Source organism: Bacillus cereus group sp. BfR-BA-01356, assembly GCF_022663635.1.
Lineage (GTDB): Bacteria > Bacillota > Bacilli > Bacillales > Bacillaceae_G > Bacillus_A > Bacillus_A cereus.
This window is the reverse complement of sequence record NZ_JAKUFX010000147.1, coordinates 1-13516: the sequence shown is the minus strand read 5'-3', so window position 1 is coordinate 13516 and position 13516 is coordinate 1. Positions and strand designations below refer to the sequence as shown.

The following is a 13516-nucleotide window of genomic DNA, read 5'->3' as shown; positions in this document are numbered from 1 at the left end:
AATCGAGAGATTCATAAGAAAACGTCATCCTTTCTAGTCTAGCTTTTTTAGAAAGAATAACGTTTTTTTACACTTGGGGGTAGTGAAGATTTTTAAGTTGATGGGCATGGGTTTGGCCCCCAAAATATTTTAATACACTCACTAAGAACGAGCATTCCTCCAAGCGTAACGAGCAGCTGTCGAACATGATTTCCATATACCGGTCTAATAAGAAACCTTTCTAAAATAAATCCTAGGAACATTCCCATGGCTACTGCTCCAACTAAAGCTAATATATAACTTCCTGTCATATTAAATAACCAAACACCTGTAAATGCTCCCCATGCAAATAAACCACCGTGTGCAAAGTTTAAAACGCTCATTAGACCGAAAATAAGTGAAAGACCTGATGCTAACAAAAAAATGAGCATCCCTGTTGAAATCCCATTTACAAATAAATTGATTAACACATCCATCCTTTTCACCTCGGATTCATGTTAAGAGATTCCTAAATATTTATGACACATTTCCTTATCCTTTTTTAATTCATTCATAAAACCGTTATGAACAATTCGTCCGTTATCCATAATGTAAAAATAATCGCCAATTTGACTGGCCATCATAAAATTTTGCTCAACAAGTAAAACTGTTGTTTTCTCTTTCATCTTCAAAATAGCTACCATTAATTTCTCCACCATTATCGGGGATAGCCCTTTGCTCGGTTCATCAATAAGTAATAATCCATCACTATTAATAAACGCTCTTGAAATAGCCAACATTTGCTTTTGCCCTCCGCTCAAGAGCCCACTTTTCTTATTCCAAAACTGCTTTAAATCCGGAAATAGTTCCAGCATCCACTCTATTTTCCCTTCTACTTCCTCACCTTTTCCCCTAGCAAGAGCGAAAGTTTCTTCTACTGTCAAATCATGAAAAATACCTTGATTTTCTGGTACATACCCTATTCCTTTCCTTGAAATTAAATGTGTAGGTAATCCACTCACTTTTGCACTATCATAATAAATTTCACCATCTGCAATGCGGTGAAACCCCATCACTGAACGTAATGTCGTTGTTTTTCCTGCCCCATTTCTACCAAACAGTACAGTAATCGTCCCTTTCTCAACAGCAAGAGATACTCCTTGCAAAATATGAAACTGATCTAAATACGTTTCTATATTATTCACTTGTAATAGTGCCACTATATAATCCCCCTAAATAAGCACTTTGTACACGCTCATCTTTCATAATTTCTTCTGGCAATCCTTCAGCCAATAACTCTCCATGAAATAAAACGATAAGATGATCTGACAAACCTAGTATCATATCCATTTTGTGTTCGATAAGTACAATTGTGCTCTCTGGATGTTTCTTAATATTTTCAATCACTTGTAATATAGCAGGGACTTCCTCAACCGAAATACCTGCCGTCGGCTCATCAAGTAATAACACATCCGTTTTTAAAGCTAATAACATCGCAAGTTCTAGCTTCCTTTTCTCTCCATGTGCCAAATCTTTCGCTAATACGTTCTCTTTCTCATGAAGTAATACTGTTTTTAAGAAACGTCTCGCCTCTCCAACTTGTTGCTTTAATTTTGCTGAACTCGGGAAAAAACTATAGTAATCTTGTACGAATGATTGAACACTTAAACGGACATTTTCAAGTACCGTTAATTCTGGGAATATGTTTGTAAGCTGAAAAGAGCGACCGATTCCTAAGCGTGTTCGATCTGAAATCGATAGTTTTGTAATATCTTGCCCTTTAAAATACACTTCACCTGTTGTGGGTGAAATCTGTCCACTTAGTAAATTAAATAACGTTGTCTTCCCCGCACCATTTGGCCCAATAATAGAAATGAGCTTTCCTTTTTGGACAGTTAAATTTACATCTTTAATAACTTGATGTTCACCAAAAGATACACTAAGATTTTTCGTCTCTAGCAAATGTGTCACGAAATCCCTCCCTTTAAAGCCGTGAGTATGAAAGAAATATGTATAAAGAGGGTCCCCCTCTTTATACAAAAACAACAGAAAATTCAGTCTATTTATTTTGAACTGGTGGTTCTGTTTCTTTCATCGTTAATTCTCGCTCTAACACTGGCACCGGATAATCAACACCGTCTTGCTTTTTCAATGTGATAGAATACAGTGTCTGCATCGCTTGGTGGTCCTTCTCTCTAAACTTCATCTTTCCTTTCGGTGTATCAAATTCCATTCCTTCCATTTTCTTAATCAAGGTATCTACATCTGTATCACCTTTTGTTTTCTTTAAGGCTTCTACAATAGAAATTGCTGCTGACATTCCTCCCGCTGTAAACAAATCTGGCACTGCACCATTAAAACGTTTTTTATGCTCTTCAACTAGCCAATCATTCACTTTATTTTTTGGAAGTGTGTGATAATATACAGAAAAACCTTGCATACCTACTAATGCATCCATTGTTTTTAATGCTGGTATATCTGGCGCACCTGTAGAAATTTTAATACCTTGCGCTTCCACATTCATATCTTTCAACTGTTTCCAAGGTGAATTTGCCCCTGCCCAAACGATAAATAAATAATCTGGTTTTGAACTAATGATATTTTGAATATTCGCTGTAAAATCTGTTGAATTTGTATCCGCGTATTGCTCATTCACAATGTTCGCACCTAATTTTTTCGCACCCGCTTTAAATGCAGCAATCCCTTCACGACCAAAAGCGTTATCTGGGGCAAATGTTGCAATCTTTACATCTTTTTTCGCAATTGCTGCTGCTCCTGCAATCGCATCTTGTGAGGAACTTCTTCCAGTTCTAAAAATATATTTATTCCAGTTCTTCCCGGTAATACTATCCGCAACTGCCGGTTCTACAACCATAATCTTTTCATATTCTTCAGCCAGTGGTAAAACCGCTAACGTATCACTTGAACTAGACGATCCAACTAAAAAATCAACTTTCTCTTCTTCTAATAACTTCGTAGCTTTTTTAACTGCTACATCCGCTTTCGTTTCTGTATCTTCTACAACAAACTTAATCTTTTTCCCATCTACTTTCCCAGTTCCACCAGTTGCATAATCTAACCCTAATTCAAATCCGTTCACTGTTTGTTTTCCATACGATTCTAGCGGTCCTGTTAAAGAAGCAAGGACTCCTACCTTAATCGTTTTTTCATCCTCTGTACTTGTTTTCTTTCCTGAACAAGCTGCCGTTATTAATAACGAACCTAAAACACAACCAGTAAACATTGTTTTTAGCCACTTACGTTTTTTCATCGACATTGTGATCCTCCCCATACTTTACTTTCTGATAGAATCAAACACGCCAAAATCCCCTGTCCGTAATCATGACTAACTAATTCGATAGATAATGGAAAACTCTTGTAGTACCCTCTACATTCGGCACAAATATATAATCACCTTCCTATGTAATGGAAACGAACATACAATCAATATATATTCTGCAATCCAATTGAAAATACTGTTTCATTTCAGTAATGACCATACAAAAAGACTAACTTATTTTTAAGTTAGTCTTTTCCCCTTAATTAGAGTTAAGTTCTACTTTCTCTAACCCTTCAGCCAATTGTTTCTTATCTAGTCCTTCTCCTATTACTACTAAGTTTGTCGGGAAACCGAAGTCTTGTTCTAATAAAGTTGGTACTCCGAACGAATATTGGAATAGGTGAGGGTATTTATCTCCATGGAATTTCACAAAACCTTTCACTCGATAAATACTATCTGGTAAATTCGAAAGCCATTCATATAATTTGTCTTGATCAATCGGTTTCGTAAATTGATATGTCATTGTTTGTATATGTAAATGCTGTTTGACATGTAGTGTCTCGTGTTCCTCATCATTTGGAAATTCTGCTTCTTCTATATCTTTTAAAGATATATTACAATACTTTGTCTCATACATTTTCGCATGATCATTTATTGCCTTTACTTCTTCAAATACTGTATTCTTATCTTCATCTGTTAGTAAATCTGCTTTATTAACAAGAATGTGACTACCAAATTTCAGTTGCTCATGCAATAGCTGTTGTACATTTGCACTTAATATACTTCGATTTAACCACCTTACTGCATCTAAAACGACTACAATTGATTTCACTTCCAGAAAAGGAGCTAAAATTGGCGAGACACACGCGTCTAACACTTCAATTGGATGCGCAACACCTGTCGTTTCTATATAAATTACATCTGGTCTTTCTTGTTGGTATAACGAATGTAATTGTATTTCAAGCTCTTCTTTTAACGTACAACAAATACATCCTTTAAGAAGTTCTCTTAAAACATTCTCTTTTCCAATAATATCTGTATCTACTGAGTATTCACCAATTTCATTCATTAATACTGCAACTTTTCTATTCTTCTTTTTCTCTGCTAACAATAAATTTTGTAATAATGTTGATTTTCCACTACCTAAAAAACCACCTAATATATGAATCTCCACTTTATTCATTCAACCGACCATCCATTTCTTTACTTCAAATGTATTCAAAGCGTAATAATTACGATTTATATTTATCATTTTATTAAAAGAATGACCTTTTGTAAATATAAGAGATTCACTGTTCATTTACTTCATATGCAACTCTAACTCCAGACTCAATTGCCCCTTGCATCCATCCATGTGTTAATGTCGTATGCTCTCCTGCAAAATGTACTTTTCCAGATGGTGGTGTAATATACGGAAATAACTCGAGCTCTTGGCCTGGTTCGAAAGCTGTAAATGCACCGCAAGAATACGGATTTTTACTCCAGCTAAAAGATGTTCCAGTGACAAACTCACTATAGACGATGTCACCGTATATTTCCGCTAAATTTTTTAATGCGTAACGAATACGATCCCTTTGCGGGAGACTATCCCATGTTAACGCCTCATCTGCCCACGTATAACTTGCTATAACGATAGCTGGTCCTGGAGTATGAATGCCATAACTCGGATAGTATGTAAACCGTATCGGTAAATCAGTAATAGATTTACCGCCACACTGTCCCGCTTTCTCCCAAAATCTACTTTTAAACTCTATTGCAATTTTAGTTGCAGCAATATAATTTAATTCACGAATTGCTCTTTTTTTAAAATAAGAGAATAAATAGTATGGCTGAACTTCTACAAATCTTAACGCTGAAAATGGAATTGTAATAATAGCAAAATCACTTGTTATTGTAAATTGCTCTAACGTTTGTTCATGATTTCCTTGTAACATTACTTTATTATCTTCTTGTATAATTTTATCAACCTTATACGGCATTAAAATATGTTCCCTTAATTGTGGTAAGAATGCATTCGATAACTTATCCATTCCACCAGTTATTTCATAATATTTCGTTGTTGAAGTAAAGAAAATCATTTCACGTAATACTTCAATTAAGGACATTCCCATATAAGCTTCCATATCAAGAAGTACCCCAATCATATCTATCGCACCATCTGAATAATACTCCATTAAAAATGAACCAAGCGAATACGTTTTATACTTTTTTTCAACGATAAGCCAGTTTTTATCAGGATCCTTCTTAATGTAATTTAGTATTGGTTCTAATACTTCAATCATTAGCTCTTCTGCCGTTTTTCCTCTTTCTTTATCCAAAACCGGATATTCAAGTACACTTGGATCATTTTCAAACACATTCAATCTCGTTTGAATGTTATTCGTATAAATGATATCTGCAAAAGTTTTATTTATAAAAAGGTTTAAAGGTAGTTTAAATTTATAAATATACGCTAAGGTTAACTTATGGGTGTCAGGGATTCTCATCGGGCCCGCATTAAAATATAAACCCACACTAAATGGTTCCCGAATCGTATACACTCTGCCACCTATTCTGTTATTTGCTTCTATAATCGTTACTTCGTGCCCAGCCTCTTTTAATAAAGAACCTGCAACTAATCCAGAAATCCCTGCACCTGCAATCGTAATCCGTTTTGGGTTATTCTTTTTAACAAGCCCTGCATGAATAATATGAAGCATTTCTTCCATTGCTAATGGATTCCCCATGCCATTTCCCCTTTTACAAAGGATTTTACTGAATTATATTCGGTTCACTGAATTCCTATGTTTTGTTCGCTGATTTGCACGGATACATTTTCAAATACTTGAATATCTTTTATAAAATGTAATAAACTAGATATGACTCTATAGAAGTAAGACGTATTATCTTACATAATAAAATCAATGAAATTGCGAGGAATTTTGAAATGAAAAAAGGTATTAACCGTGTTGTATTAGTAGGAACAGGAGCAGTTGGATGTAGTTATGCTTACTGCATGATTAACCAGGCTGTAGCTGAAGAATTTGTTTTAGTCGATGTAAATGAGGCAAAAGCTGAAGGGGAAGCCATGGACTTAAGTCATGCTGTTCCATTCGCACCAGCTCCAACTAGAGTATGGAAAGGCAGCTACGAAGATTGTAAAGATGCTGACCTTGTAGTTATTACAGCTGGATTACCACAAAAACCAGGCGAAACACGTTTAGATTTAGTTGAGAAAAACGCTAAAATCTTCAAACAAATCGTTCGCAGTATTATGGATAGCGGATTTGATGGCATCTTCTTAATCGCAACAAACCCTGTAGATATTTTAACTTACGTAACTTGGAAAGAATCTGGTTTACCGAAAGAACGTGTAATCGGTTCTGGTACAACGCTTGATTCTGCTCGTTTCCGCTATATGTTAGGTGAGTACTTCGATATTGGTCCACACAACATTCACGCTTATATTATCGGAGAACACGGCGATACTGAACTTCCAGTTTGGAGCCATGTTTCCGTTGGTATCCAAAAACTACAAACACTGCTTGAAAAAGACAACACGTATAATCAAGAAGATTTAGACAAAATTTTCATAAACGTCCGTGATGCAGCTTACCATATTATTGAGCGTAAAGGCGCAACTTATTATGGTATCGGTATGTCACTTCTACGTGTTACAAAAGCAATTTTAAACGACGAAAATAGTGTATTAACTGTATCAGCTTACTTAGAAGGTCAATACGGTCAAAAAGATGTTTATATCGGGGTACCTGCTGTTTTAAATCGCGGCGGTGTTCGTGAAATTTTAGAGGTTGAATTAAGTGAAGATGAAGAATTAAAATTCGACCACTCTGTTCAAGTATTGAAAGAAACAATGGCTCCGGTTCTTTAATTAAGATAAAAAGCAATCCAATTTATTTTGGATTGCTTTTTATTTTCATTATCTCCTATGACTTTTTAGTGATTTTCTATCATTTCTTATTTTTTAGTCGCATCCTCATTATTTATATCAAGTACATCTAATAAAAAGATAAAGATTGGTATCCCGATAATAAGCCCCCATATTCCGAGGAAATGCTCTGAGAAGATAAGAATCATAAATGTGTAGAATATTGGTAAATTTGTTTTTGCAGACATAAACTTCGGATTTAAAAAATAACTTTCAAGAGCATGGATTACTGTTATGAATACGAGTATGTATACTACGTACATAACTCCGCCTACGTTGTAAGCAATGATACAAAGTGGAAACAAAGAAATAATCACACCTGCAACAGGAATCAACCCTAGTAAGAAAATCATAACAGCTAATACAAGTAGCTGTGGAAATCCTAAAACGATTAATGCAATGACAGTAAGAATACAATTTACAATGGCAATTAAAAACTGAGCCTCAATTACTTTGCCGAACGATCTTGCAAATCTTTCACCAAAATATGCAATTTCCTCATAAAAGATTTTTAACTTACTATCTTTAAACTTAGATGTAAATGTAATAATACGCTCTTTTTCTAATAAGAAAAATAAGCTTAAAATTAGAGATAATAATATTTGTAAACTTACCTTCCCTATATTTGCTATTGATTGATATATGACGTCTACACCTTGTTCTATATATTTTGATACTTCCATCCCATTAATTGTCGAAAGTGCATATTTAACGATTTCATTATCAGGTGGATTTTGAAAAAACAGTTTAAATTGATAAATTAATTGTGAAATTTGTATCGTCAGCACAGGTAAATATTTATATAATGTTGTGCCTATAAAGGAAACTAGTATTATATATAAACATGCAATAACAATTTTCCGGTTTACTTTCAATTTTCTTGAAATAAAACGTTGAAATCGATCCATTAAAAACGTCAGTATAAACGTAATTAATATTAAATTAATCATACTTTTTAATGCGTATAATACAAGCGCTACTATTATTAAAACGAGAAACCGTTGAAACCCTCTACTTCGAAAAAAACTCTTTACTTCATTCATTAAGAATTAACCTCCCCCTTCAATGGATGGAAATTGAATATATTACATTTTATGAACTCCTATAGACAATCTTTCTTACTAATTGAGAAGAATCCTTTTTTTCTTTTCATATTGCTACAGCTGATAGAAGGACTTCATCGTTATTAATCATAACTAGAGCATCCAAACCTTTTTCTACTAAATACCTATCTAGCTCTTTTCTTGCATTTTCTTGACTCGTTTGCACTACGTTTTCAAACTCTTCTTTCGTTATAGCAGATTTTTCAGACCCTTCAATTAATGTTTGTCCGTATTTTATTCGTCTTTTACTATCCTTTTTATTAAACGCTATAATCTCTTCTAACGATTTTACCGGTACATTCTTTTGCTGTGAAAGATAGTCGTTTACATTATGCTTGAACTCATATTCTAATGTTTGCAAATTATCTACACCCTCAGCACTTAACTGGATATTATCAGTTAATATCGCACCTGCATCTTGAAGGTCTTTTCTAATTTTTTCTGCTACTGCTTTTCTATTTTCATCTTGTTGGTCTACAGAAAAAAGAAGCCCTATCTTTTTCCCTTTTAATCCATCTATTGATAAATCCTTTGTATAATCAATCCTTTCTTTATCTTTCATTTTTTCTGTCATAATATCTTTTTCATCATAACCTATCATTGCATTAAATAGCGTTGCTGCATCTTTTACTGTTCTTGCCATAGATCCTGCTGTATCAAGAGTTTCAGCTAATGGAATAATTCCTGTTCTACTTACCATACCTAAAGATGGACGTAACCCAACTACTGATTGCTGCGCCGCTGGTGCAACAATCGATCCCGTCGTTTCTGTTCCAATTGCAAGCGGCGCAAAATCTGCTGCAACTACTGTAGCAGATCCTGAACTTGATCCTGAAGTATCGAATGTAATCGGACCGTACGGATTTAAATTTTGTCCTTTCTTCCCGCTATACCCGCTTCCTCATATGTCAATAAGGATAAAAATATTATTCTTCAAATCTATATACGATGTTTATCACACCATCTTGACTTACTTCTATTCTTGTAATCAATTTTTTAAAAGTTGAATACAGGTCTTCGGACTTCTCCAGCAATTCGAATGCTTCTTTCACTTTCTGCTGCTCAACTACTAAGGTCTTAACATCATCTAATTTTAATATTTCTAACTCTTTTTCTTTTATAATTTTTTCAAAATTTTTATCTCGTTTAGTAAAGGTTTCTTTATCAATCGGTCCACCGTCTAAATACAAATCTAATAAGCGTTCCCTTTTTATCTCTAGTTCTTTCTTTTCTTTTCTTAATTTCTTCTGCTTTTCTTGATGTTTATCTGTGTCATTTAAGTTAAATACCTTTTCCAAGTCATTTTCTTTTTCTTTTAATTTTTGTAGTACAAACAAGCGTAAATCACTATACTGTAGTCCAGAGTGTTTGACACATCCACGCGCCCCCATTCTCTTATACCTACCGCATATTAAATAACAATAATAACGTGTCTCCCCTTCTTTATTTTTATACATTCTTTGTTGTAAGGCTAACGGTGTCCTACAATGAGCACAACAGGCTAGCCCTCTTAATTCGTTTTTTATTGCTACACGACGTTTTGTTTTTTTATCTGTTTTTGAATTATTTACTCTATCCCATAGATCCCGCGTAATTATAGCCGGATGATGATTTTCAAATACTACCCATTTTTCTTTAGGATTTATAATCATCTTTTTTCTTCCATCTACTTTTACTTCTGCATACTTCTGCATTATATAATCACCTTTATATGCAGCATTTGTAATTATCGCTCGTATACTTGGATAGGCCCACAACTTTCCAGTTCTTGATGGTACCCCCATATCGTTTATTGCGTCTGCAATCTTCATGTAACCTAATCCATTGTCGTATAATTCGTACATCTTCCTAACAAGTTCAGCTTCTTCCTCATTAATCGTATATTTTTGATCTACAATTTTATATCCATATGGCACTATCCCCCCGGTATACTCACCTCTTCTTACTTTAGCAGCTAACGCTGCTGATACGGATACTGATACTGTTTTAGGTAATTGTGATGCGAACATGGCATACATCTCAAATTTTAAGTCGTTTTTCCCCTCATAATAACTGTCGTAACCTTCTTCAATTGTCACTAAACGAACACCATGTCCTAAAAGTATCTCCTTAATTTCTAATGCATCTCTTAAATCCCGCCCTAATCGGTGGATAGACTTAAAAACAACCGTATCTAATTCTTTTCTTCGAACCTTCTCTAAAATCAACTGCATCGCATGTCTTTCTAACCACGCCGTTCCAGATACAGCTTCGTCTTTATAAATTGAATTTTCATCCCACTCATACCCGTTTTTTTCGATCCAGTATCTACAGATATCAATTTGATTCTCAATCGATGAAACTTGTTCGTCTCTATCCGTTGATACACGTACATATACAGCATATTTCAATTCGTACACACCTCATCCTCTTACTAAATTCTTATGACTACAGTATATAGCCCTCCGGATATACTGGCAATCTATTACCAATGTAAAAAGACGACTTTCTACAGTCGTCAAAATAAAAATATATAAATCTCAAAAATTTAGGAGGGGGTAAACAATACACAACAACATCTAGTAAAAACAAAAACAAAAAAGAACCCCCTCTATAAAAAATATACCTTATATATATAATATAAATATATAACTTATAAATATATATTATATATAGAGTATATTATTAGTAATAGTATATAAGTATTATTACTGTTAGGGTTCTAAGGTTTTAGTCTACATCTTCCTCTGTAATATCATTTCCCCATCTACCGTAATCATATGGAAATTCGTTCGCCATGTACTCATCGTGACATTCTTCATGAAAGATACCATATTCAAAATTATTTTTTACCCATTCTCCTTTTTTTAGTGTACGTTTACACCATTCGCAAATCGTGCTTCCTTTTGGAGCTATATATTCACCGTTAACTTTGATAGAAGTCATATAATTCCCCTCCTCATTTCTACTTTGAATCCAATGCTTTTTTAGAATTCAATTCGCACCAATATTTATAAGCTTCCCTATTTGATTCCCAGTATAAGTGTTCATAGTGATCGCGCTGGAATTCAGTTGCTGCTAATCGTCTTTTCAAGTCATCAATTACAGCATCCTTATTGATTGGATTGATTTGTGGAGGTGGTAATAATTTCATAGGTGAATCACCTCTTCCTTGTAATTAGACCACTAAACAACTTTCTGTGCGTTTCAGGCTGTAAATCCAGTAACCTTATAACCTTTTCAGCACTATCCAGATCCGGTGCATCGATAATATTGTTTCGCCACATCCATCGTTTACTGTCTCTTTTACTTTGATAAACCGCACCACTTTCGCCGTTAATCCACAACCGGTTATTACACCCTAAAATGTTTACACGAGTCCAGTAATTTTTCATCATGAAACACCTGGAACCACATAAACTTTCGCATACACATCGTATTTAGCTGCAAGTTGCTCCAGCTTTTTTTGTCTGTATTCTGTCATGGTAAAGAAATGAATGAGCGGTATCTTTCCGTTGTATTTGTTTTTGTAGTATAACGAAAATTCCCTATACCTGCTCATCTTTTCAGCGTTCACATGCATCATTTGCGTACGATCTATTTCAACAGCATTTAAAATTCCTTCTTCATCTCGCAATTTTACGTCTGGAATAATTGTCTTCTTTTTATCATCTACTTTATAACGTATAGGTGTTTCTATCTGCCAGTCGTCGGGACAAAACAGATAGAGCCACGCTTCATTACGCATAAGGCTGTGAGCTAATCGGCTATTTGGTACAATCTTCTCTGTATCGTCGAACAGTTCACGGCCCTTTTTATTTAAATAATACACGTACTCTTTTTGGTACACTGTATTATTTACATAAGGACTGAGGTCTTTTAAAATACGATTTGCGTTACGAATCCCTCCCATTTCATGTATTGCCATTAGATGCCTACGTGTAGCAAATTTCAGCTTTCTAATCGAGGTCAGAATCGTCATCTGACGGTTTATTTTGATATGTGTCTGGATGTTCATCTTTCTTCACCTCGTATTGTTTTAGATGTTTCCACATCAATTTATCGCTGATAAAAGGTACCTGCAGCTCCGTTAATCGATCAGTTTTATAAATAGCCCTACCAGGTAAGGACGGCAATGTTTCTAGCCCCGATTCATCAAGAACAACCTCAGATGCCTTATATGTTGGTAGCCGAAATCCTAACTTTGCATCGGACATCTGTTTTACTACTGATGGGATTGACGTAACGGTCGGATATTGTGTAGCCAGAATCAAACGAAATCCTAAGCCGCCCGATACAGTCGCTATATAACTAAGCATGTACTGACACTCTTCTCGAATTTTATTAATGGGACGTGGTAATCCTTTGGCCGGAGCAAGTACGGCACCCTCATCAACAATAACGAAATACCGATCTTTTTCTTTTGTTTCAACAATATTTTTGTAACCATTTTCCTTCATGAATTTTCCACGCTCTTCGATTTTTTTCATTATTTGTTTTAGTACATGATGTGCTTTTTCTACAGAATCAGCCACTTCTTCCACCTGTTTTAAGCCGCTGAACTCGCTAAATTCCAATCCCTTTTCCTTTAAATCAATTAAATACACGTGAGCATTTTCAGGATTCGCCTCAATCAAAGTAGTAAGTAGTACTTTCATAAATACTGTTTTCCCCATTCGTGTAAGACCACCTAGTACCATATGAGGAGTTTTATCAAAGTCATGATAAATTAACTTCTCGAGGCTTTGCCCCATCGGTACTTGCCATTCACCTTTTTTTACTAGCCCCTCATCCCAACACCACTTTTGTGGGATACGTTTACTGAATACCCGAATCATTATCTTGTAGTTATCGTATTTGATACGTACAGGCTTATTTAATCCTTCACTTACAACATCCTCAACCTTTTGTATTAATTTAGATGGCATCCCTAACGGAAGTTTATATACATAAGTCGTACTACGATCATCTTCTTTTCTTTCAAGAAAAACCGGATAATGTAATTTTTCATCCTTCCTAATTGCAATCCCACTTACTTCAAAGAATACTTGTATCTTCTTTCTATCATCCTCTTTACCTTTTAAACTATCATTTAGCAAAGCGTACCCGAGCGAAACTGCAGGTATTAATAACAATTCAAGCATAGGGGTTCACTCCCACATCCATCAACTTAAGGATTTAGACTATTTTTGAAGTTAAAAGCACGTTACTATTTTCTTATGTTAATGAGAAAGGGTGACGTGTTTTTTATGAATATGAATCAAAAAC

At 34.8% G+C, this 13516-nt stretch carries 12 protein-coding genes and 2 pseudogenes; 1 reads left to right on the top strand and 13 read right to left on the bottom strand.

The window, feature by feature from the left end; translation table 11 throughout:
- Positions 1 to 107 precede the first annotated feature (107 nt).
- The 6 genes and pseudogenes from MR168_RS28810 to MR168_RS28785 all read right to left on the bottom strand — a co-directional run.
- Positions 108 to 455: pseudogene (locus MR168_RS28810) on the bottom strand (ABC transporter permease subunit); the annotation flags it as partial.
- 21 nt (positions 456 to 476) lie between these two features.
- Positions 477 to 1178, bottom strand: coding sequence for an ABC transporter ATP-binding protein (locus MR168_RS28805; protein WP_001196696.1), 702 nt, complete (start codon positions 1176 to 1178; stop codon positions 477 to 479).
- Positions 1156 to 1929, bottom strand: a complete 774-nt coding sequence (locus MR168_RS28800; protein WP_000149338.1) for an ABC transporter ATP-binding protein — start codon at positions 1927 to 1929, stop codon at positions 1156 to 1158. Before MR168_RS28800 ends, MR168_RS28805 begins: the two co-directional genes overlap by 23 nt.
- Positions 1930 to 2017: 88 nt before the next feature.
- The gene (locus tag MR168_RS28795; RefSeq protein ID WP_000061996.1) at positions 2018 to 3235 is read right to left on the bottom strand and encodes a substrate-binding domain-containing protein; all 1218 of its coding nucleotides are present in this window, start codon (positions 3233 to 3235) and stop codon (positions 2018 to 2020) included.
- Positions 3236 to 3497: 262 nt separating this feature from the next.
- The gene (locus MR168_RS28790) at positions 3498 to 4421 is read right to left on the bottom strand and encodes a CobW family GTP-binding protein (RefSeq protein ID WP_001044939.1); all 924 of its coding nucleotides are present in this window, start codon (positions 4419 to 4421) and stop codon (positions 3498 to 3500) included.
- Between the two features lie 106 nt (positions 4422 to 4527).
- Positions 4528 to 5964 carry a flavin monoamine oxidase family protein gene (locus MR168_RS28785; protein WP_086411457.1) on the bottom strand — a complete coding sequence of 479 codons (1437 nt, stop codon included), beginning with the start codon at positions 5962 to 5964 and terminating at the stop codon, positions 4528 to 4530.
- Positions 5965 to 6164: 200 nt separating this feature from the next.
- Here MR168_RS28785 and MR168_RS28780 point away from each other — a divergent pair, with 200 nt between their 5' ends.
- Positions 6165 to 7109, top strand: coding sequence for an L-lactate dehydrogenase (locus MR168_RS28780; protein WP_000715321.1), 945 nt, complete (start codon positions 6165 to 6167; stop codon positions 7107 to 7109).
- Positions 7110 to 7195: 86 nt separating this feature from the next.
- Here the strand turns inward: MR168_RS28780 and MR168_RS28775 are convergent, their stop codons facing one another.
- The 7 genes and pseudogenes from MR168_RS28775 to MR168_RS28745 form a co-directional block, all read right to left on the bottom strand.
- Positions 7196 to 8209 (bottom strand): AI-2E family transporter, encoded by a 1014-nt coding sequence (locus MR168_RS28775; RefSeq protein ID WP_006922064.1) that lies wholly within the window; start codon positions 8207 to 8209, stop codon positions 7196 to 7198.
- Positions 8210 to 8321: 112 nt separating this feature from the next.
- A pseudogene (locus tag MR168_RS28770) lies at positions 8322 to 9167 on the bottom strand (amidase family protein); the annotation flags it as partial.
- Between the two features lie 28 nt (positions 9168 to 9195).
- Entirely contained in the window at positions 9196 to 10668 is a 1473-nt protein-coding gene (locus MR168_RS28765; RefSeq protein ID WP_000273126.1) for a recombinase family protein, read from the bottom strand.
- A 310-nt stretch (positions 10669 to 10978) separates the two neighbouring features.
- Positions 10979 to 11194 (bottom strand): hypothetical protein, encoded by a 216-nt coding sequence (locus MR168_RS28760; RefSeq protein WP_000200736.1) that lies wholly within the window; start codon positions 11192 to 11194, stop codon positions 10979 to 10981.
- Positions 11195 to 11213: 19 nt separating this feature from the next.
- Positions 11214 to 11402, bottom strand: coding sequence for a hypothetical protein (locus MR168_RS28755; RefSeq protein ID WP_000771630.1), 189 nt, complete (start codon positions 11400 to 11402; stop codon positions 11214 to 11216).
- 240 nt (positions 11403 to 11642) lie between these two features.
- Complete coding sequence (locus tag MR168_RS28750; RefSeq protein WP_001025807.1) at positions 11643 to 12266, bottom strand: replication-relaxation family protein; 624 nt, start codon at positions 12264 to 12266, stop codon at positions 11643 to 11645.
- Positions 12208 to 13392 (bottom strand): FtsK/SpoIIIE domain-containing protein, encoded by a 1185-nt coding sequence (locus MR168_RS28745; RefSeq protein ID WP_000891521.1) that lies wholly within the window; start codon positions 13390 to 13392, stop codon positions 12208 to 12210. The genes MR168_RS28750 and MR168_RS28745 overlap by 59 nt, the downstream gene beginning before the upstream one ends.
- Between the last annotated feature and the right edge of the window lie 124 nt (positions 13393 to 13516).

What these genes read in the sequence shown, in the direction of transcription:
- MR168_RS28775 (WP_006922064.1), bottom strand. Translation starts at nt 8,209, where the DNA reads ATGAATGAAGTAAAGAGTTTTTTTCGAAGTAGAGGGTTTCAACGGTTT.
- MR168_RS28755 (WP_000771630.1), bottom strand. Translation starts at nt 11,402, where the DNA reads ATGAAATTATTACCACCTCCACAAATCAATCCAATCAATAAGGATGCT.
- MR168_RS28750 (WP_001025807.1), bottom strand. Translation starts at nt 12,266, where the DNA reads ATGAACATCCAGACACATATCAAAATAAACCGTCAGATGACGATTCTG.
- MR168_RS28785 (WP_086411457.1), bottom strand. Translation starts at nt 5,964, where the DNA reads ATGGGGAATCCATTAGCAATGGAAGAAATGCTTCATATTATTCATGCA.
- MR168_RS28780 (WP_000715321.1), top strand. Translation starts at nt 6,165, where the DNA reads ATGAAAAAAGGTATTAACCGTGTTGTATTAGTAGGAACAGGAGCAGTT.
- MR168_RS28790 (WP_001044939.1), bottom strand. Translation starts at nt 4,421, where the DNA reads ATGAATAAAGTGGAGATTCATATATTAGGTGGTTTTTTAGGTAGTGGA.
- MR168_RS28745 (WP_000891521.1), bottom strand. Translation starts at nt 13,392, where the DNA reads ATGCTTGAATTGTTATTAATACCTGCAGTTTCGCTCGGGTACGCTTTG.
- MR168_RS28760 (WP_000200736.1), bottom strand. Translation starts at nt 11,194, where the DNA reads ATGACTTCTATCAAAGTTAACGGTGAATATATAGCTCCAAAAGGAAGC.
- MR168_RS28795 (WP_000061996.1), bottom strand. Translation starts at nt 3,235, where the DNA reads ATGTCGATGAAAAAACGTAAGTGGCTAAAAACAATGTTTACTGGTTGT.